The 20,820-nt window shown below is 40.1% G+C and carries 17 protein-coding genes; all 17 read left to right on the top strand.

Annotated features, from left to right (window positions below; all coding sequences use genetic code 11):
• Nucleotides 1-744: a glycosyltransferase family 32 protein gene (locus RHS_RS07170; RefSeq protein WP_044295322.1), complete on the top strand. Its 744-nt coding sequence runs from the start codon at nucleotides 1-3 to the stop codon at nucleotides 742-744.
• A gap of 6 nt (nucleotides 745-750) precedes the next feature.
• Complete coding sequence (locus RHS_RS07165; RefSeq protein WP_047832747.1) at nucleotides 751-1,977, top strand: glycosyltransferase; 1,227 nt, start codon at nucleotides 751-753, stop codon at nucleotides 1,975-1,977.
• A gap of 37 nt (nucleotides 1,978-2,014) precedes the next feature.
• Nucleotides 2,015-2,998 (top strand): glycosyltransferase, encoded by a 984-nt coding sequence (locus RHS_RS07160; protein WP_395021639.1) that lies wholly within the window; start codon nucleotides 2,015-2,017, stop codon nucleotides 2,996-2,998.
• The gene (locus tag RHS_RS07155; protein WP_047832746.1) at nucleotides 2,999-4,030 is read left to right on the top strand and encodes an acyltransferase; all 1,032 of its coding nucleotides are present in this window, start codon (nucleotides 2,999-3,001) and stop codon (nucleotides 4,028-4,030) included.
• A 12-nt stretch (nucleotides 4,031-4,042) separates the two neighbouring features.
• Complete coding sequence (locus RHS_RS07150; protein ID WP_047832745.1) at nucleotides 4,043-4,786, top strand: tyrosine-protein phosphatase; 744 nt, start codon at nucleotides 4,043-4,045, stop codon at nucleotides 4,784-4,786.
• Between the two features lie 23 nt (nucleotides 4,787-4,809).
• Nucleotides 4,810-5,745 carry a hypothetical protein gene (locus tag RHS_RS07145; protein WP_047832744.1) on the top strand — a complete coding sequence of 312 codons (936 nt, stop codon included), beginning with the start codon at nucleotides 4,810-4,812 and terminating at the stop codon, nucleotides 5,743-5,745.
• 9 nt (nucleotides 5,746-5,754) lie between these two features.
• Nucleotides 5,755-7,179, top strand: a complete 1,425-nt coding sequence (locus tag RHS_RS07140; RefSeq protein ID WP_047832743.1) for a CpsD/CapB family tyrosine-protein kinase — start codon at nucleotides 5,755-5,757, stop codon at nucleotides 7,177-7,179.
• Between the two features lies 1 nt (nucleotide 7,180).
• Complete coding sequence (locus tag RHS_RS07135) at nucleotides 7,181-8,617, top strand: polysaccharide biosynthesis tyrosine autokinase (RefSeq protein WP_047832742.1); 1,437 nt, start codon at nucleotides 7,181-7,183, stop codon at nucleotides 8,615-8,617.
• 43 nt (nucleotides 8,618-8,660) lie between these two features.
• Nucleotides 8,661-10,334, top strand: a complete 1,674-nt coding sequence (locus RHS_RS30440; protein WP_395021632.1) for an LCP family protein — start codon at nucleotides 8,661-8,663, stop codon at nucleotides 10,332-10,334.
• Nucleotides 10,331-11,182, top strand: a complete 852-nt coding sequence (gene srtB / locus RHS_RS07125; protein ID WP_052430832.1) for a class B sortase — start codon at nucleotides 10,331-10,333, stop codon at nucleotides 11,180-11,182. Before RHS_RS30440 ends, srtB begins: the two co-directional genes overlap by 4 nt.
• Entirely contained in the window at nucleotides 11,175-12,299 is a 1,125-nt protein-coding gene (locus RHS_RS07120; protein WP_047832741.1) for a hypothetical protein, read from the top strand. Before srtB ends, RHS_RS07120 begins: the two co-directional genes overlap by 8 nt.
• 2 nt (nucleotides 12,300-12,301) lie before the next feature.
• The gene (locus tag RHS_RS07115) at nucleotides 12,302-13,723 is read left to right on the top strand and encodes an MBOAT family protein (RefSeq protein WP_052377670.1); all 1,422 of its coding nucleotides are present in this window, start codon (nucleotides 12,302-12,304) and stop codon (nucleotides 13,721-13,723) included.
• A gap of 188 nt (nucleotides 13,724-13,911) precedes the next feature.
• The gene (locus RHS_RS07110; protein ID WP_027292654.1) at nucleotides 13,912-14,589 is read left to right on the top strand and encodes an LPXTG cell wall anchor domain-containing protein; all 678 of its coding nucleotides are present in this window, start codon (nucleotides 13,912-13,914) and stop codon (nucleotides 14,587-14,589) included.
• A gap of 122 nt (nucleotides 14,590-14,711) precedes the next feature.
• Nucleotides 14,712-17,534 (top strand): SpaA isopeptide-forming pilin-related protein, encoded by a 2,823-nt coding sequence (locus RHS_RS07105; RefSeq protein WP_395021628.1) that lies wholly within the window; start codon nucleotides 14,712-14,714, stop codon nucleotides 17,532-17,534.
• A complete protein-coding gene (locus RHS_RS07100; protein ID WP_047832739.1) occupies nucleotides 17,531-19,072 on the top strand; it encodes a SpaH/EbpB family LPXTG-anchored major pilin in 1,542 nt (513 codons plus the stop codon). The genes RHS_RS07105 and RHS_RS07100 overlap by 4 nt, the downstream gene beginning before the upstream one ends.
• A 145-nt stretch (nucleotides 19,073-19,217) precedes the next feature.
• A complete protein-coding gene (locus RHS_RS07095; RefSeq protein WP_044295306.1) occupies nucleotides 19,218-20,054 on the top strand; it encodes a class C sortase in 837 nt (278 codons plus the stop codon).
• Nucleotides 20,051-20,800 carry a class C sortase gene (locus tag RHS_RS07090; RefSeq protein ID WP_047832738.1) on the top strand — a complete coding sequence of 250 codons (750 nt, stop codon included), beginning with the start codon at nucleotides 20,051-20,053 and terminating at the stop codon, nucleotides 20,798-20,800. Before RHS_RS07095 ends, RHS_RS07090 begins: the two co-directional genes overlap by 4 nt.
• The last annotated feature ends 20 nt before the right edge of the window (nucleotides 20,801-20,820 follow it).

Below are 20,820 nucleotides of genomic sequence, written 5' to 3'. Positions count from 1 at the left end.
ATGCAAACAATTCCTAAGATACTGCATTACTGCTGGTTTGGTAAAGGAGAAAAAAGTAAGTTAATACAATTTTGCATAAGTACCTGGGAAAAAATGCTCCCGGAATACCAAATCATAGAGTGGAATGAAAACAATTTTGAGATACACCTTGCACCTGCGTATGTAAAGCAGGCTTATGAATGCAATAAATACGCTTTTGTGAGCGATTATGTAAGAGTTCAGGTGTTGTGTAATTATGGCGGTATCTATCTGGATACGGATGTTGAAGTAGTAAAATCCCTCAATGATATTTTAGACAATGAAACTTTTGTATCCGGATTTGTGACAGAAACTTTGTTAACGGCAGCATTCATTGCATCGGTTCCGCACCATCCATTTTTAGCAGAGTTTTTAAGAACTTATCATACCCGCAATTTTCAGTCAGAGGATGGAACGATGGACATAACACCCATCAATGATCATTTGACTATGCTGGCAAAGAAGTATGGTTTACAGACCAATGATACCTTACAGATTATACATTCCGATATGAAGATTTATCCGGTTGAGTATTTTACTGGTTATGACATGGATAATTCACATATCAGGAAAACTGAAAATACATATATGATTCATCACATGATGGGGACCTGGCTTGAAAAAAAATTATCGGATACGATCAAAATGGCATTAAAGAAAATGCTTCTGAAAATAATGGGACATGATAGATTCGACAGGTGGAATAACGGACGTAAAAGGAGATAAACCCAGATGAGAATCTTATACTATTCTTTTTCCTGTGAACCCAATGCAGGGAGTGATGAGGGGCTTGGATGGCTCTGGCCATTTTATATGAGAACTGACCATGAGGTATATGTGGTGACACGAAAAGACAGGGAACCACAGATTGAAAGATACTTATCAGAGCATAACATAACCAATATGCATTTCTTCTATTGTGATATACCGAATTGGATGAATTTCTATTATAAAACAGGAAAAGGGTTTCTGGTATACCAGAAATTATGGCAGTATCCGGCATATAGTATGATAAAAAAGCTGCATAAGATATATCAGTTTGATCTTATTCATCATGTTTCTACCAGCGATTTTCGTTTAATAGGATTTCTGTACAAGATAAATACCCGCTATCTGCTGGGACCTATCGGCGGTGCACAGCAAACGCCGAAGCCGCTTAAATATTATACCAGGCATAACAGGGCAGAAGAAGATATTCGATCATTGATTAATAAAATAACGATTCGCAATCCCAGATACAAAAGAGCCATTAATAAAGCAGATTCTATTTTTTTTACCAACCGGGAAACGTATGATTTTTTGCTGCCGCATATTAAAAATAAGCAAAAATGCTATTTGCTTCTGGATGTGGCAATTGAAAAAGAAAAGGTTCTAATGACTGATAGAATAGCAAGATTATCGAATCAGCCAGAAAAAATAATGACCTTTATATGGTCAGGCCGTATGGTGTTTCGAAAAGGTCTTTCGCTATTAATAGATGCCTTATCGATTGTGGATTCTGAGTTGAAGTATCAGGTGATTTTGTGCGGTGATGGCCCGGAGTCAGACTATTTAAAAGAATCCTGTAATAAAAAGAATTTAAATAAAAAAGTGATTTTTACTGGAAAATTATCATATGAAAACATGCAAAAGTATTACGATAAAGCAGATCTTTTTATATTTCCAAGTCTGAGGGAAACTACAGGAACTGTATTAGTAGAAGCTTTTTCTCATGGATTACCGGTAATTACATTAAATCAAGGTGGGGCGGCCCTGATGGTTACCGACCAGGAAGGATTTTTAATATCTGGGAATAGCCGTGAAGAATACATAATGAAGCTTGCAGAAATAATGGAAGAATGTATTAGAAAGCCGGAACTGGTAAGGGAAAAGGGATTAGCAGCGTATAAGAAAGTACTTGATAATTATACATGGGATAAAAAGATATCATTTATGAATGAAATCTATAAAAAACAATAAAGATATATTTTCACAAGAGGAGTCAGGGTATATAAAAATGCAAGATGAAAAAAGCAGAATATCAAAGAGCATAAGTGTAGTATTGGCTACTTATAATGGTGAGCGATTTATTGTTGAACAATTGGAATCATTAAGGAATCAGACATTACAGGTAGATGAAGTACTGATATCAGATGATGCGTCTGCCGATAATACAGTTGAACTTATAAAAGAATTTATCCGGCAACATTCTTTACATAATTGGCGGATATCAGTAAACAGGCCCAACAAGGGGTATGTTCGGAATTTTATGGATACGATAGAAATGGCGTCCGGAAAATATATATTTCTTTGCGATCAGGATGATATATGGGTAAATACAAAAGTTGAGATCATGGCCGGGGTGATGCAGGAAAACAAAGAAATAAACGTACTTTTAGCAGAATGTGCAAACTTTTCCGGGAAATATAATTCTGACGAGGCAATATTTTATCAGAGCTGTAATCCCAAAGATTATGATCTTAGGGTCCGGTATATACCTTATTCTAGAACTAACCATATTTTAAAGGGTTTGGGCTGCTGTATGTGTTTTAAAAAGGATTTTTTCAATGAGATCAAAGAGTACGGAGTTTTTGAGATAGGACATGACTTATATTTATGGGGATTTGCAAATTTTATGGATAGTACTTATAAAATAAATTTTTGCTCTATTTATCGCAGATGCCATGATACGAATACATCCTGGCATGAAGTGAAGACTTTGGAAAAGCGGGTGAAATCATGCGCACAATGGAAATTATATTATGAAAGCATTTTAAATCTGCTTCTTTCGGAAAAAGAAGAAAGTAAATCTGCAGGCGAGAAGAAAAGATATTTAAAAAAGGCAATTCAATGCAATGATTTGCGTTATCAATTTCTTACGAAGAAAAATATATTTATATGGCTTTACTATATGCTTTTTTTTCAGAAATACAACAATAATTATAAAGTAGGTTTTTTAGATCTTTACCTTGCTGTAAAAAAGAAGTGGGGTAAATTGTAAATGAAAAACCAAAATCAAACCAACTATTTTTTAAATTACCTAAAAGGCCTTGCCTGTATGGGAATTGTATTAATCCATTGCCGCTTTCCTTCGGTTCCCGGTGCGGTAATATCTGCTTTTGCAAGAACCGGTATTCCTTTCTTTTTTATGCTGAGCGGGTATTATACATTCTTTGCAGATAAGGAAACAACCCTTGTGGTCACCGGGCGAAGGATAAAGAAAACATTACAGTTACTGGTGGCGGTCATGATCTGCTATATCGGCTGGCGCTTTCTGCCGAAATTATTAAGCGGCGGCATAGCAGAAGCGATGGAATGGCTGAGCCTGGCAATCTTTCAGAGTCAGAATATATTTGATTTTCTGCTGTTTAATGTAACCGATTCGATCAATGGAGTACTGTGGTATATTCCCGCAGCGTTATATGTTTATCTGTTGTTTGGGATTCTGGTAAAGATATTTGGAAAACGGTACTTTGTTCTTTATTTAACCGCAAGTATTTTACTGATTGGGAATCTGGTACTTTGTGAACTGGGAACCGTATTGGGTTTTGGTATCCACTTGAAATGGTACCGGAATTTTCTGCTTACAGGTTATCCGTTTTTTATGCTGGGACATTATCTTCATAACAAAGAAAAAGATATTCAGTTGATAAAAAATAAAAATATTCCCCTCTTAATTTCAGTGTTGGGAACGGTAATGATTATAATGGAAAGCCGGTTCGTGGGCAATGCATTGTTATATACCGGAAATGTAGTGTTTATTACCGGACTTTACCTTTATGCAATACAAAACGGGAACAGCAAAAAAGGAACGTTAATAGAACAGATTGGTTCTAATCTATATTTGTATATTTATATTAGTCAGGTTGCTGTCATTGAAGTGGTGGGAAAGTTCTGGGAACGGATACCGTTTTTTGCAGGAGATTTGGGTCTGTATGTGAAACCGGTTCTGGTGCTTGGACTTGTAATCCTTTTTTCAGCCTTCTTACATTTTGCACAGTTGAAAAATCCATATAAAAAAATGAAAGGATAGGAGGTATCTTCCGTGACAGATATCCATGCACATATTTTACCCGGTCTTGATGACGGACCTGAGACAGTGGAAGAGAGTATCGATATGATATATACGGCTTATGAAAATGGCACAGACAGGATCTTCGCAGCCAGCCATGGAAACTGTTATCCTTATTCCACGGTAGATTATTATGAGGTTCTGGAATATCTGCGAAAGAAACTGAAGGGTTATCAGATTCCGGTAGAAATATTACCGGGAATGGAGTTGTATTTCGATGATCACTTATGTGAGAAGCTGGACCGCAAAGAAGTGATCACGATGAATCACGGCAGTTATGTTCTCTTAGAGTTTGATTTCCGGGAACGACCGCAGCAGGTTAACCAGGCAATTTGTCAGATACAGGCAATAGGGTACCGGGTTATTCTGGCACACCCGGAACGGTATTATTTTATGCAGGATAATCCGGAATTTATTTATGAATTAATAAAGCAGGATTGTGCAATGCAGATTAACAAAGGAAGTCTCTTTGGAGAGTTTGGGACATATGCAGCGAGGCTGGCATATGCAATGCTCCGCTCCAATCTGGTACAATTGGTGGCTTCCGATGCACACGGTTATGCCGGGAGAACTATTTCCATGGATAGAATCCGGAGGTTCTTGATAAAAGAATTTTCTGTGGAATACGCAGAATTACTTTTGGAAAAAAATCCGGACCGCATTATTAATAATGAAGAGATACAAACCTTACAGCCGCATCATTTAACGTTTATATAGTACAGAAAGAGGAGATTCATATTATGAAATGGATTAAAAGATTCATTATATTGGCTTTTATCATTTCTCTGGGTTTTGGTGTATATGAGGTATATCAGATGCAGAAGAAGCGGGATGTGACCGGTCCGGATCTTATTTGTGAAAATGAGGAAATATCAGCTTCCATTGAGGCGGGGAATGAAGAACTAATGAAAGGGATAAAAGCCATCGATGAACAGGATGGAGATGTTACGGATTCATTGCTGATTGAGAGTATTGAAAAAAATCAATCAGGTGCTGATAACGAATTTATGATTTCTTATGCGGCATTTGACCATTCCAATAATATTGGAGCTGTAACGAGAAAACTGCATTATACAGATTATCACAGCCCAAGGTTTTCCATCACCAGTCCCCTTCGTTTTTCTAAAAATGAAGACATATCTCTGATTCAGTATGTAAAAGCAGATGACTGTCTGGATGGTGATATCAGTCCGTTCATCAAAATTGAAGGAGAAGATAAATTTGATGAAGATCCTAAAGCGGGAATCTATGACTGCACACTTCAGGTGACTAACAGCGTAGGGGATACCGCCGCCTTGCCTGTAAAAGTGGAAATCTATGATGACAGTTATGAGGAAAGAAACTTTGTTCCTAAGATTATGTTAAAGCAATATGTCATTTATCTTTCAAAAGGTGATGCTTTTGAGCCAACGGATTATCTGGATTATGTATATGACCAGATGACCCTGAGTATCGATTTTGGTCCTATGGTAAGCATGAAAGTGAACGGGAAAAAGAAAGAAGTCACAGAAGCAGAAGCAAAAGAGAAGTCCGGAAAATGGATTAACATTTCCCGAATAAAATACGCATCCAATGTTGATACCGGAAAAAAGGGTAATTACTCTGTCGTATATACTTATACCACAGACAGCCAGGAGTATACCTGCAATGCGGAGCTTCTGGTGGTAGTAGAATAGGAGGAAATTATGGATTATGACAATCGTCAGGAGGAAATAAAGGATTCCGGAATCGATTATATATCGATAGGACGGACATTGCTGAAAAATATTCCGTACATACTGATGCTGGCATTTACCTTTGGAATTTGTTTTTTCGGAATCTGGAACCGGATCAGACCGGACGTGTATGTATCCAAAATGAACATGGTTGTAATATCCAGAGATAATACACTCAGTTCCTTAGGGGATTATAACATAAACAATGTGGTGGGAAGATGTGTCAGCTCCCTGAACAGTGATGTTTTGGGCAGCCGTGTCCGGGAAGAGCTTGACTGCAGCAAACTTCCAGGAACGATACAGGCAAAGAGTGTAGAGGGCTCCAACATGATTCTGCTGGAAACCAGGGCTTTATCAGCAGAGGCTTCCTTTCGGATGATGTCTGCTGCTTTAAAGAATTATGCTAAGGTATCCTCCTATCTGACAGGCGGATACCTGATGGAGAAAACCGGTGCGCCCCTGGCAGCGAAGATTACCCGTGAGTCTAATAATGCCATGGCAATTTCCATAACCATTTTTATATTTGTGATCTTAATGGAAATAAGTATGATAGGCATTGCCAATATATTCAGCGGGAGAATTCAGAACGCCACGCAGGCAAAGAAGCTGATAGACGCTGACTATCTGGGTGAAATACACTTTGAAAATAAATACGCAAAAAAGAGTATCTTACTTTCCAATCCTACGGTCAGCTTTACTTATTCTGAAGAAATGAGTAAAACGGTAACGATGCTGCTGCGTAAGCTGGAAAAAAGCCGGGATAAAACTTTCATGGTAACCAGTGTTATGGAAAATGAAGGAAAATCTACAATTGCTGCAAACCTTGCACTAAAACTGGCATCCAGAGGGAAAAAAGTACTTCTGATTGATGTAGATATGAAGAAACCTGCATTGTATCGTATCTTAGACCGGGAGATTCCGGAGGGAAGGGATATTGTCTCGTATCTGGAGGGCAAAGCATCCTATGAAGACGTTATTTTCCGGGAAAAAAATGATCTGGTTAACTATTGTTTTTCCACAAAAACCATGATCGAAAGCGATATCCTCTTAACAAATGAAAAAGCAAAAGAATTGTTAAAAAGAGCAGAAGAAGAGATGGACTACATTATACTGGATGTCCCTCCAGCCGGAATCATCAGAGATGTGGAAGTTCTGGCTTCTATCATTCCACAGACAATTTTAGTGATCAGGCAGAATATGGCAAAGGCCAGAAATATCAATGACATCATTGATCTGTTAGAACGGGGAGGGACGGAAGTTACCGGGTTTGTGTTAAATGCGGTTTGTTCCAGAGTTGTCGGCAGGGCAGGAGCGAAGGCATATGGATATAAGAAATATTATGGAAGATATGACAGAGGTCCGGCGAATAACCATGACGTGAAGGTGAGGAATTAACATGCAGCTATACAATGATAAAATAGACATCATTTATGATGACGATAAAATTCTGGACGTGAGAAATTTTATTGATAATATGTGGAATGGCTTGAAGCGTTGGAAAATTCTGCTTCTGCTTGTCTTTCTCATGACTACAGGCGGAATAGTTGCAGTTAAATCCTGGAATTATACCCTGCTTTATCAGGCAAAACTGACATACGTGGTGACGAAAACAGGAGATGCAGCAACAGATGTGGTGATCACAGGGCGGCTGAGTGCATCGTTTCCGGATATTCTGGCAAATACCGGTTTGTCCTCTGATATAAAACAGAAGGTGCAGATTAAGGAAGAAAAGCTGCCCGGGAGCATCCGCATGTATAATACCAGTTCCTCTAATATGCTAAATGTAATGATAACTTCTGCGGATTATAACCAGGCAAATGCAATGATGGAAGCTTTCCAGGAAACTTATCCGGTATATGCATCCAAAAATGTTGGAACGGTAGAGTTAAATGTAATCGATTACACTCTGGCAACAGAGAACCCAGTGAATCCATATCCACAGTTAAAGTACATCCTTATGGGTATTCTGTCCGGAGGCTGTTGTGTATTTGTTCTTCTGGTATGCTATGCCCTCACAAGAAAAACAATCCGCAGAGAGACGGATATGAAAAAAATTGTGAATCTGGACTGCCTGGCGTACATTCCAAAAGTGAAGGAGAAGAAGCGGACCAATAAAGAAGTACGCCATATCTTAATTTCGGACAAGAAGGTTTCCTATGATTTCCGCCAGGCCATAAGGTCCATACAGTCCAGAACTGCAAAACACCTGAAAGAAGAGAATGCCAAAATCCTGATGATCACCAGTTCACTGCCAAGTGAAGGCAAGACAACATTTGCGGTGAATCTGGCTCAGGCTATGGCAGATGAAGGAAAAAGAGTGGTTCTGGTTGACTGTGATCTGAGGCATCCTTCCATCGGCACGATGCTGGGAATAGAGAGCAGTGGAGAAGGCTTGCAGGATGTTATAGAAAATAAATTGGAATTAGAGAAGGCAGTTAAAAAGTACAGGGATCATATTATGGTTTTGTGTGCCGGAAAAGCAAGGGAAGATACTGCAAATGTTCTTTCCAATCCCCGTTTTCAGGAAATTCTGGATTCTTTGGGCAGTGAATATGATTATGTGGTCATAGATACGCCGCCGGTTTCTTTTTTTACAGATGCATCTATGATATCCGAGTATGCAGATGCCGGAATATATCTGGTGAGACAGGATTATGTGGAAGCAAGGTACGTGCGGGAAGGCATGGAAATGCTTGCAAATTCAGAACTTAAGCTGGTGGGTTACGTTTTAAACTATGTGGAAGCAGGATTCCTAAAGTACGGATATCACAACTATTATTATGGAAAGTCTTACCGTTATTACAAACAAAAAGTATCGGATGGGGAAAATTAAAGATACAGATCGGATTTAGAATACAGATGCAAAGGAGGATGTTATGAAAGCGATCATTAATTTCGGTAAAGTGTTGGAAACCATGTCAGCAGAATTAGAAAAAGTTCCCTTTTCCTTTCTGATTATGGTGTTGTCAGCTGTTTTATTGTGTATTGCGGTTTATTTTACCGCAGCGCACCTGCATATCACCGATACTGCTAAGATAAAGGTTCGGAATATCTCCGTAATCAGTATGCTGCTTCTGTATCTAGGGATCATACTCAGCATTACACTTTTTACAAGAGTACCGATGAAAGAAGCGAAAGTGAATCTGATTTTATTTGATGAAATATTTCGTGCCGGATATCCCAACAGGGCGATCGTCCGGATATTTGGTAATATCCTTCTTTTTGTACCGGTGGGAGTTTTTATACAGTTAATCCGATCCGACGGAAAGAAGAAATATTTTTTACTCCTGGTGATTCCTCTTTGCAGTCTTTTTATTGAGACTATTCAGTTCCAAACCAGGACAGGTGTATTTGATATAGATGACCTTGTTTGCAACACCTTAGGGGGATTCCTTGGATTTGGTTTGGCGATGTTCTACCGTTATGTATTTTCAAAAGGCAGAAAATTTAAAATATTAATCAGGATTGTGCTTGTCTGCTTTACTTTATGCGTGTTTACGGGGATGGGCGGGTTTGGAGTCTATCATACGTACCGGGTTATGGGGAAGAACAGCCTGCTGCAAAAGAACACACTGAGCAAGGCACCCACACTGGAAAAAGAAAGTGAGGATGCCAAAGGTAAGCAAGATGGTAAAAATGAAGAGCAAGCGTATGATCCGTCCTTATACTACCATGATGGAAAAGCATATCGTTACCAGGAAAACGTAATCAACATTTTATGTATGGGTATCGATAAGCGCACTCAGGAAATAGAAACCATACCGGGAATATCCGGGAAAGGTGGACAGGCGGATGCTGTTTTTCTCCTTTCCCTGAATCCGGATACCCGAAAAATGAAAATATTTGGTATTTCGAGAGATACCATGACTGCAATTAAAAATTATGATTACGAAGGAAATTATCTTGGTGAAGAAAAGAATCATCTGGCCCTTGCCTATGCATATGGGGATGGTTCTGAAAAATCCTGTGAAATGATGAAGGAAGCTGTTTCAAAATTAATGTATAACCTCCCGATTCATGGATACGCTGCGATTAATCTGGAAGCTGTTTCAAAATTAAATGATGCGGTAGGCGGCGTTACGGTAACCATACCGGAAGATATGGAATATGATGACCCGGCATTTCAAAAGGGGGCGAAAATCACCCTGACCGGAGAACAGGCTATGAAATTTATCCAAAGAAGAGATATTACTAAAAGCGGCGGCAATGGAATGCGTATGCAGAGGCAGAAAACATATATATTGTCATTTTTAAATGCAGCAAAAGGAACGATCAGAAAAGACCCGTCTTTGCCGGTTAAGCTTTATCAGGAGCTGTCTAAAAATATGGTGACAAACCTTGGGCTTGATCATGCAGTTTACCTGGCAACCCTGATGCTGGATACAAATTTCAGCGGGGACGACATTCAGATGCTTCCCGGTAAAACAGAAAAAGGAACTTATTATGAAGAATTTCATATAGACCAGGATCAGTTATATGATGTAATACTCGATAATTTTTACGCGGAGGCAGAAACCGAAACAAAGAACAGCGGCGGTGATGGAAGTTGAATAAGAAGAAAAGGGCAGGTTTAAAGTGGCTCATTGTGGGAATTGCAGCATTTTTACTGGCAGGGTTATGTATTGGTTTTGCGGTAAACAGACAAATGCAGAAGCTGGCTGCTGCGAAACTCTATGAGTATGCTGCGGTAACGGAAAATGATGCAGAAGAAGAAGGGACTAAAAACCAGGACGAGAAGGATTCGGTAAACAAAGACAATAAACCAAAAGAAACAGATTCGAAGTCTCCCTCATCCACCGATACAACAACAGATCAGCCAACGGACCTACCGGTAAATATTGTGAAGATACAAAAAGAAATGCCGGATGTCTATGCGTGGATAGAGATACCGGGTACAAAGGTAAATTATCCGGTTGTCCAGCGAAAAGATGACAATAGCTATTATCTGGACAAGACACCGGACGGCAGTGCCAATATAGAAGGATCTATTTTCAGTGAAGATTATAATAGCAAAGATTTTATGGACCCTGTAACAGTTTTATACGGACATAACATGAAAAACGGAGATATGTTTGGGGAGTTACGCCTTTTTGAGGATAAAAGTTTTTTCGATGCCAACCGGGAGATTTATATTTATATGAAAGATAAGAAACTGACTTACCGGATATTTGCAGCAGTGTTATTTGACAACCGGCATATTATGAAAAGTTATGATTTTTCAGGCGATGAGTCCTTCTTTCCCTTTCTAAAAGAAATCATGAATATCCGTGATATGAGAAGCAATACTGACGAGAATACTGCACTCCTTCCAACCGATAAAATTCTTACGTTATCAACCTGCCACGGGATGGGAAGTAATTACAGATTTCTGGTCCTTGGGGTAATGCAAAATGATTAGAATATTCGCTGCAGCAGCTGCAGCTGCTGCACGGATACGAAAGGATGTAGAGATGAAAAGAACAGTCAAAACCCTGGCAGCCTGGATATCTGCCATAATAATTTCCTTTTGCTTCGTCAATTTATTTATATTCATCTATTTTCATCAGCCCGGGTGGATCAGCAGATCGGAATCAGCTACCAGTGCAATTTGGAATCCCGGTTCCTTTTATTCCAATGCTTTGGAAGGCTTTGGAATCGGAAAAGTGGATGAGAATGGGTATATCAACCAGTATCCGATTGCCAGGGACAACTATATTCTGGTGATGGGATCTTCCCATACACAGGGAAAGGAAGTTCCAATAGGTGAAAGATATACCGATCTGGTGAACGGGAAGATTACAGGAGAGCCCAGGGAATATATCTATAATATCGGCACGGACGGACATTATATGCCGGATCTTTTAAGACATTTTTCGGCGGCAGTGAAAGAGTTTCCGAATGCCAGAGGGGTTGTACTGGAAGTCTTTAATACCAATTGTGACATTCAGACTTTAGAAAAATGTCTGGATCAGATTCCATATAATAAGGAAGAAAACGGACCCGCTATCGCGGAAAATATATCCGGAATGCAAAAGCTGGCGATTACAGTAAAAGAAAATATGCCGCTGCTGAATTTATTACAGCAAAAACAATTTGCAGATTTTAAATTTGATTTCAGCGGGGCATTTGGTATTCATCAACAGGAGCAGGAAACGGAGACGCAGGATAAAATAAGTAACGTTTACCGCTATAAAGAAATATTGGATCAGATATTTACGAAGATGAAAGAGGAATATCAGGGTAAGATATTCATTCTATACCATCCCATAGTAAAAATAAGCGGTGACCATATGGAAGTAACCTGCGATGATACTTACCAATATTTTCAGCAGGTCTGCAAAAAACAGGATATTCAGATCATCGATACCGGGAATGCATTTTTGGAAAGCTATGAGAAGGAGTATTGCGTTCCCTATGGTTTTAACAACACTTCGATGGGTGAAGGGCACCTGAACAGGACAGGGCATCGGATTCTTGCAAAAGAACTATACAATGCTTTGAGTCAAGCAAATCTGATTTCTTGTGAGGATAATTAACTATGGGATTTATATCAATTCAGTTTTTGATTTTATTTAGTGTAACCATCATTTTGTTAATGATTACGCATGAAAAGAGACAGCATAACAAAATTCTGCTGGCCAGCAGTTACATATTTTATTCCTATCTGGATGTGAGATTTTTAATTTTACTAATCCTGCAGACCTATGTGACTTATATTGCAGGGAAAAATATAGCCAGGGAAAATAAGAATCCTGCAAAAAGGAAAACAACTCTATTTATATATATTGCTTTTATGTTAATTATTTTGGGATTTTTTAAATATTATCATTTTTTTACAGAATCATTCCTGTCTTTATTTCAGATAAAAAGCAATGTACAGCTATGGAAAATAGCAATGCCACTTGGGATTTCCTTTTACACATTTCAGGCAATCAGCTATGTGGCGGATATCTATAAAGAGGAATTAAAGCCGGCAGATTTCATATCCGTGGCACTGTTAACAGGTTTTTTCCCCAAGATCTCAACGGGACCGATTGTGAAGAACAAACAGTTTCTTCAGCAGATCAATGAAAAAAGGCAGATTACAAAAGCAAATGCAGAGGCAGGGATACAGATTGTACTTTTCGGAATATTTAAAAAGTTTGTGATAGCGGACCGGTTGTCTGTATGTGTGGATGCAGTCTTTCAGGCTCCGGCGGCCTACAGTGCGCTTTCTATTATATTTGCGGTAATCTCTTATTCCATTCAGATATATTGTGATTTTTCCGGTTATTCCGATATGGCTATCGGAATTGCTAAGATATTGGGATTTGAGATCCCGCCCAATTTTAATATTCCATACATATCGAAAAATTTATCAGAGTTTTGGAAGCGCTGGCATATCAGCCTGTCTTCCTGGCTTATGCAGTATCTGTATATTCCGCTGGGCGGAAACAGGAAAGGAAGAGGGCGGACTTATTTAAATCTGGTGATAACCATGACTTTGGGTGGGCTTTGGCATGGAGCTAACTGGACCTATATTGTATGGGGGCTGCTCAATGGATTTGCTTTGGTTCTTCATAAAAACTATTTAACCTTTAGGAAGAAGCATCCTGTCAGAGTTGAAAATAAGGCGATGCAGGGGGTGGGTGCTTTCGTATCCTGGCTGCTTACCTATGCTTTTGTCTGCGTCTGCTGGATATTTTTCCGGGCAGACTCAGTGGAACAGGCAGTCCTCATATTGGGCAGGATTTTCTGCTGGAAACCGGGGATAGATTATATTTACATATATACGATTATATTTGCCCTGATAATGATTATTGCAACACTGATTGCTAAATTCAAAAATCAGGGAAATGGATTTTACAAACTGCTTCCTATGGACAAGTTTTCATCAAAGGTACTCATATGTATTTTAATTTGGATCCTATTAAGCTTATTTTATCCCGGAAATACAGCATTTATTTATTCCCAGTATTAAATTAGTAAGGCCATTGGGTTATCTGCCTGTCATAGAAAGTAAAACATTTATATCTGTGGCAGTTTTAGATAAATAGAAAGCGTTAAAAAACGCTTCAGGAGAGGAGGAGTGAAATATATTGTGCACATCGACAGAAAAAACTTAAGAAAAGAATTAAAAATACTTTTATTGAAAAGGAGGATTTGGCTATGAAACAAAAAATGGCAGTCATTTTAGTTGTCTGCATGCTGCTGATGACTGGAATGCAGGTAAATGCCAGCGGCATAATTCACAGTGTCTCAACAGGTATCGGGGGCATTGTAAGCGCCAGCTCCGACAGAGGAACCGTAAGCTTGTCAGATAAGTTTGATGATCCGGAAATACAAAGTGAGGTGGATAAGATTAACGAAAATCTGAATAAGAATCTGGCGGAAGCACTGGGAAAGGATGAACTGGAACTTTATAACAGTAAGACAAAGGTTATTTCCCTGGAGAAGCTGTCTGATTACAAATTCCTGACGAAAATAAGCAATTTAACAATTCAGGCGGATCCTATGCCATCCAGTGAAAACCCGGTCAGCATTGACCTGGTATGCAATAGTATTACATCAAATATTCAGGTTTATGTGCTGCATAAATGTGAGGAGCATGGATGGGAGTTATTAGATACCACAACGAATGGGAATATTGCAAGTGCTGTCTTTCATTCGGCATCACCGGTGGCATTGGTATATCAGGAAAAAGAACAGGGAAAAAGCGAAGAGACTGGTGTTTCTCCGAAAACAGGTGAAAATGGAAGTGAGCTCATTGCAGTTATAGCAGCTATTATATTTATGGGACTGGGAACGTATGCCGTCTTCCGCAGTAAAAAAAGCAGCCAGTATTGATCATTCCGGCAGCAGGAATTTCCATCAAAGCTTTGGAGCTTATATTTACAGGGTAGTCTGTCAGAATAGCAGCATCGTGGATAGGGGGGAATACATTGAGGTTTAAAAATAGGATAACAAGAATGATAATACTCGTTTTATGCTTTGCTGTATGTCTCACTGCTAATCCAATTTGGAAGCAGCAAGTGGAAGCTTCTGCAGGGCTTACAGGAGATGTGTCAATTCCGCCTGAAGTAACTGCAGAGCCTGAAACAGAAACACAATCCGAATCCGGAAAGCAGGAAAATTCAGAGACGCAGGCACAAACTGAGTCAAAGGCACAATCAGAGACACCGGCAGAGAATGAAACGCAGGCAGAGACAGGTAAACAGACAGAATCTCAGCCAGAAACGCAATCTCACACAGGAACAGAATCCCAGGCACAATCAGAATCGGAAAGTGAACCACCCGGCAGCGATCAGGGAATGCCGAAACTGGATATCAGCAATTTTAATCCGGAATCTATTCAGGCAGCCGGAATAAAGGATCAGAATTTTGCCCAGGCAATTTATGATTCTATTATGGCAGATCCTGCAAACTTTCTGAATGGAAATACATTGGAGAAAAATAGTTTTTCAACGGTTGCAGATTTATTAAAGTCTTATACCGGAACTATTTATGCAAGCAATAAAGAAATTGGAGATATACAAGGTATCTCTATACTGAAATCATGTGCGAAATGGGATATTTCCTATAATCATATTGTGGACATCAGACCCCTGTCCATATCAAAGGCGGTTATTGAATCAGATGTAACACCGGAAGAACAGACCTACTATGGAATTTTTGGACGGTCCATGGAGGTAAATGTATATGGTAATCCCATCCGCAAGTATCCTCTTTGGGTGGGAGGAAGATTTAATCTACAGCCTCTTTTGACAGAAAACGTTGTGAAGCTGGATGATGAAGTTCTGAAGTATGTCGTGGATGGAACAGAAAACTTTGCCGGAACATATACAGTGCCTCTCTCATTTTATGCAGGAGATGACCATGTCAATATCCGGGAAGACAGCATTAAGATCCGGGAATTGGACGGGATATCCACAGGAGCGCAGGTTTCCCAGCAGGGTGGTAAAATTGAAAGCCTTCAGTTATCGAATATTTTGGGAAGCGGAAAACTGTTTATCACCCTGGGAGCAGCAAATGATTCCAGAATGAACTGGTTTGTTATAACCGATTCCGGATTTGATGACGTGCAGTCCAATGCATCAACTCTTTCCTGGAGAATACCCTTTGAAATTAAAATGTATACAAAAGTTGAGAAAGGTACCGTCAACACTACTCACAAGATCTCCCTTATCAAAACGGGACAGGATGACGGTAAACCGAAAGCGGGTGCAAAATACGTCCTGTATCGGAAACAGGGAGATAATCCGTCTCCGGAATCGGATATTGTGACAGGAAGTTATATCACCGATGCAAACGGGAGAATTGATGTAGAGGGATTGGAGGTAGGAGACTATTATTTTTTAGAAGACAGTCCGCCGGGCGGATATGACAAAAATCCGATGCCTGTCGCTTTTTCTGTACGTGACGGTAAACTGAAAATCAATGGAAGAAGCGGCAGCATAATTGATACGGGAGAGCTGCAGGGAGTTCAGGAATTAGAAGACGGGTCATTTGTCCTGGGCGGCGATGATACGGATACTATTGATTTGGAAATTATACCTCCGGAAGGGGGAGATCTGGAATCAATAACCCTGAAATGGACTGCGGGAAATCACAATGGGAAAGCCGGTATGATTACCTATATTGTCGGCAGCGGCGAATCAACGGATCCGGCAGTTGCATATGTACCGGACAGAGCGGCAGCTAAGGCGGCGGCAGAGGCAAAACTTGCAGAAGCGCGGGATTTATATCAGAATGTATCCGTTGCAGCAGCCTTTACCCAGCACCTGACAGCAGAGCAGCAGGATCCCTTGCATCCCGTCGATGTATCCTTAGAAGTATTAAAAAAATTAAAATACCCTACAGGAAAAGAAATTACGGCTATTCCGGAAGGAATGTTTGAGTTTTCGTTGAAAAACGATCCGGCATATCCGGCAACACCCGCATTGGCGTCACCGCTAATTACAGTAAATGAAGCCGATGGAACAGCAAAATTCGAGACCATCAGTCTGGGAAGTGAAATTACACAGGATACCCTGAAAGAAGGAGCATACTATGTGTATCATTACCTGATTACCGAAAAAGATAACGGAGATCCCAATTATATATATGACACGAATGTTTATGCAGCAGCAGTTGCTATTGGGAAAGCCGAAGGTACAGACAGCCTGGAAGTGAAAAGCATTACTTATACATCCGCCGATGGGACAAGCAATACAGATCATGCTTTATTTGTCAATACTCTGATAGCAGTTCCTTTTCAATTCTACAAAGTGGATGGAAATGATCATAGTAAACCTTTAAGCAATGTGAAATTTAAACTTTACAGCTGTTCTGCAAAACATCAACAGGATACACAACACGATGAATTGGTAACGAATGAACCGGGAAACTGCTGGACCGAGAGAGATACAGTGGTAAGTGACCAGAATGGACTGGTAGACTTTGCAGATGTTCCAAGCGGTGATTATCAGCTGGCAGAGGTTCAGACCAATCCGGGATATAGTCTGCCATTGGGACAGTGGCGTATTCATGTGGATGTGACCAACAAAGAGAATCCCATAACCATAAAAGCAGCAGGAGATCCATTGCCCCCTGCATTTATAAAGGAAATCCAGGGCGATAAAGTAATATATAAATTGCCTAATTTTAAAAACACAGAACTGCCGCTTGCAGGAGGCAGCGGAACACTGCTCTTCTCTGTGACCGGAGTTGGCATAATAATGCTGGCTGTATTTCTGTTGGTTTTTACTGGCAGTAAATCAAATAACAAGAAAAGGAGAACCAGAATAAAATGAAAAAAATGATAAAGAAGATGAGTGCAGTTTTTATGGCAGCAGTTTTAACAACAGGTATGTTTGCTGTTTCTGCAGCAGCAGCCGGTAATAATACTGATCTGCCGGAGGCCACAGGCAGCCTTACCATCCATAAATATTTAATGGATGACTTAACAGATGCAGATACACCTGGAAACGGAAATGAGACCACAGATATACCGGCATCCGCAGTACCTTTAAATGGAATTGAATTTGAAATAGTAAAATTAAAGATTACACTGGATGCGGATGGAAATGCGGTATCCTCAACTGATGGGAAAATCCCCACAAATGCATCGGAAGTTACGGAGGATATGTTAGATAAAGATACAGCACAGACGGTTATCACATCCGGAACAGATGAAGATGGTAAAGATCTGGGTATTGCAGCAATTGACAGTCTGCCAAGAGGTTTTTATTATGTAACCGAGCTTCCAAGTGAAAAGGTAGCAGAACCTGTCGCACCTTTTATTGTAAGCGTGCCTATGACGAATCCGGAAGGTAACGGGTGGATTACCGATGTTCATGTTTATCCCAAAAATGAAAGTGCAGACATTGATAAATATGTGACTAAAGTTCCCAACAAACATGAAACTTCGGATACCCACGGCGGGAAAGTAACCTGGATTATTCAGCCTTCCGTACCGACTAATGTAGCAGCAGCGAAAAAATATGATATTACCGATGCACTGGATGGTGTATTAAAGTACGTAGCAGATTCCGTTAAGGTATATGGGGTAAAAGACAGAAGTACGGAGACAGGCAGTGAGGGTGAAGTTTTGATTCCAGCCGGGAATTATGATGCCTCAGAAACAACCCAGAGCAATATAAAAGTCAGCTTTACTCAGACGGGACGCCAATATCTTGCAGACAGCGGATATAAATTTATAAGAGTTGTATTTGATACAACTCTGACGGAAGACGCTCCGATGCAGACCGAGATTAAGAATGGTGCCAGGCTGGATTATAAAAATCAGTTTGACCAGGATAAGAGCTATGAAGTTCTGCCTGAAAATAAGCCGGAAGTCCATACCGGAAAAATTGGTATTATGAAAGTAGACGCAAATGATCAGGAAACGAAACTTCCGGATGCCAAATTCGCCATTGCAGCCAGTTTAAGCGATGCAAAAGATAAAAAATACATCAGGGATGTAAACGGAAATGACATTATCGTAACCACAAAAGCAGACGGAACAGCTGAATTTTTAGGGTTTGCTTATGGAGTAACCGGTGATAAAGTTACGGAAGATAACAAACCTACTACCTATTATTTAGTAGAAACACAGGCACCGAATGGTTATAACCTTTTAAATGAGCCAATCAAGGTAACGGTAAATCCTGCCGGGATTGAGAATACCGGCTGTATTGCCCAGGTAACCGTGAAGAACAGCAGTGCATTTATACTGCCGGTAACCGGTGGAATGGGTACCACAATCTTTACGGCAGCAGGTATCGGATTCATTGTATTGGCTGTCATACTGCTGATACATTCCTTTAAAAAGCGTAAAGTAAATCATTAATATCTGATCAACAAGGTTTGAGGGGGAAGGACAGCTTCCCCCTTTCATTGTAAAAAGATACCGTAATTCAGCCTGCAAAGTAGTCAGCGCAGCCCGCTGCGTCTCCTGTGTCCGGAACAAATACCCATTCAAATAGGAGCCTATTATGAAGAGAATAATTTCAATCGTGGTTTTATTATTGCTGGGCATGGGATTCTTCCTGTATCCTCATGTCAGTAATTTACTCATGGAGAGAAACCAGTCATATGCCATTCAGAATTTTGAGGATCAGGTGAAAAATAAAGCCAGGGATGAGATGGAGGAAGAATGGAAAAAAGCAGAAGAATATAATGAAAGTCTGAGCGGAAATGTGCTGAGGGATCCGTTCATGGAAGGAAGCGGTATGGTGCTGCAGGATAATTACAAAGAAGTATTGAATATAAATGGAATTATGGGATATATTGATATTCCGGATATTGATGTGAATCTGGCTGTCTACCATGGAACAGGTGAATCTACATTAAAAAAAGGTGTGGGACATCTGGAGGGGACTTCTTTGCCCGTAGGAGGGGCAGGTACCCATGCGGTATTTACCGGACATACAGGGCTTACAACGGCAAAACTGTTTACCGATTTAACAGAACTGGGAGAGGGAGATATGTTCTATCTGCATATTCTGGACCGGGTACTCGCCTATCAGGTTGACCAGATTAAGGTCGTGGAACCGGAAAATACAGATGATTTAAAACCCGTGGCGGGAAAAGATTATGTGACTCTGGTTACATGTACTCCATACGGTGTTAACAGCCACAGGCTTCTGGTTCGGGGCAAAAGAACAGACTATCATGCATGGCAGGAAAAGCAGGCAGCTGAAAAGACAGAGAGAAAGCTCACCCGGGAGGAACAGACATTATGGATTACAGGTCTGACAACAGCTGTGATCATACTGCTTATCATTATTACTGCAGTCATTAGAAATAGAAAGAAAGGAAATGAGAGATGATCTTAAAAAAGAAAATCATTTTAATTATGGCAGTAATTTCTTTAGCTGCAGGTATGGGATTATTGCTCTATCCTTACATTTCTCAGCAGGTATATGACCGGGAAGTAAGAAAAGTTCTGGAAGCGTTTGATCAGAAAACCGATAAGATGAAAAGGGAAATGATAGCGGAAGTGTCGGATACCTCAGTTCCCAAACCATTTTTCGATGAACTTTATGAAAAAATATTAGCTTACAACCGGAACTTGTTTTTATCAGGACAAAAAGATCTGGTTGATCCGTTTTCCTATGAACAGATCGGTTTTAGCCTGAAGGAATGGGGATTCGATGAAGATATGATCGGAAGCTTAAAAATCCCCAAAATGGACATCGAACTGCCTGTTTACCTGGGAGCTACCAATGAAAATATGGCAAAAGGAGCGGCACATCTGACTCAGACATCCCTGCCTGTGGGCGGTATAAATTCAAATGCAGTGATAGCAGCCCACCGTGGGTACAGTAGAGCGGCAATGTTCCGGGATATTGAAAAACTGGAACCGGGAGATGAAGTAATCATTAAAAATTTCAGAGAAACATTAACTTATCGGGTGGCGGAAATCAAAATACTGAAACCTACAGATATTCAGGAAATTTTAATTCAGGAAGGTAGAGATCTGATAACGCTGCTTACCTGCCATCCCTATGGATTTAACCTGCAGCGGTATGCAGTGCTTTGTGAAAGAGTTCCGTCGAAGGCAGAAAAGCACTGAAATGGGAGTCCCTCATCCCC

Source organism: Robinsoniella sp. RHS (assembly GCF_001029355.1).
Taxonomy (GTDB): domain Bacteria; phylum Bacillota; class Clostridia; order Lachnospirales; family Lachnospiraceae; genus Robinsoniella; species Robinsoniella peoriensis.
Note: the sequence above shows the minus strand (reverse complement) of the source record. Positions and strands in the feature narration are given on the sequence as shown.

What these genes read in the sequence shown, in the direction of transcription:
- RHS_RS07170 (WP_044295322.1), top strand. Translation starts at nt 1, where the DNA reads ATGCAAACAATTCCTAAGATACTGCATTACTGCTGGTTTGGTAAAGGA.
- RHS_RS07165 (WP_047832747.1), top strand. Translation starts at nt 751, where the DNA reads ATGAGAATCTTATACTATTCTTTTTCCTGTGAACCCAATGCAGGGAGT.
- RHS_RS07160 (WP_395021639.1), top strand. Translation starts at nt 2,015, where the DNA reads ATGCAAGATGAAAAAAGCAGAATATCAAAGAGCATAAGTGTAGTATTG.
- RHS_RS07155 (WP_047832746.1), top strand. Translation starts at nt 2,999, where the DNA reads ATGAAAAACCAAAATCAAACCAACTATTTTTTAAATTACCTAAAAGGC.
- RHS_RS07145 (WP_047832744.1), top strand. Translation starts at nt 4,810, where the DNA reads ATGAAATGGATTAAAAGATTCATTATATTGGCTTTTATCATTTCTCTG.
- RHS_RS07140 (WP_047832743.1), top strand. Translation starts at nt 5,755, where the DNA reads ATGGATTATGACAATCGTCAGGAGGAAATAAAGGATTCCGGAATCGAT.
- RHS_RS07135 (WP_047832742.1), top strand. Translation starts at nt 7,181, where the DNA reads ATGCAGCTATACAATGATAAAATAGACATCATTTATGATGACGATAAA.
- RHS_RS30440 (WP_395021632.1), top strand. Translation starts at nt 8,661, where the DNA reads ATGAAAGCGATCATTAATTTCGGTAAAGTGTTGGAAACCATGTCAGCA.
- RHS_RS07120 (WP_047832741.1), top strand. Translation starts at nt 11,175, where the DNA reads ATGATTAGAATATTCGCTGCAGCAGCTGCAGCTGCTGCACGGATACGA.
- RHS_RS07115 (WP_052377670.1), top strand. Translation starts at nt 12,302, where the DNA reads ATGGGATTTATATCAATTCAGTTTTTGATTTTATTTAGTGTAACCATC.
- RHS_RS07110 (WP_027292654.1), top strand. Translation starts at nt 13,912, where the DNA reads ATGAAACAAAAAATGGCAGTCATTTTAGTTGTCTGCATGCTGCTGATG.
- RHS_RS07105 (WP_395021628.1), top strand. Translation starts at nt 14,712, where the DNA reads ATGATAATACTCGTTTTATGCTTTGCTGTATGTCTCACTGCTAATCCA.
- RHS_RS07100 (WP_047832739.1), top strand. Translation starts at nt 17,531, where the DNA reads ATGAAAAAAATGATAAAGAAGATGAGTGCAGTTTTTATGGCAGCAGTT.
- RHS_RS07095 (WP_044295306.1), top strand. Translation starts at nt 19,218, where the DNA reads ATGAAGAGAATAATTTCAATCGTGGTTTTATTATTGCTGGGCATGGGA.
- RHS_RS07090 (WP_047832738.1), top strand. Translation starts at nt 20,051, where the DNA reads ATGATCTTAAAAAAGAAAATCATTTTAATTATGGCAGTAATTTCTTTA.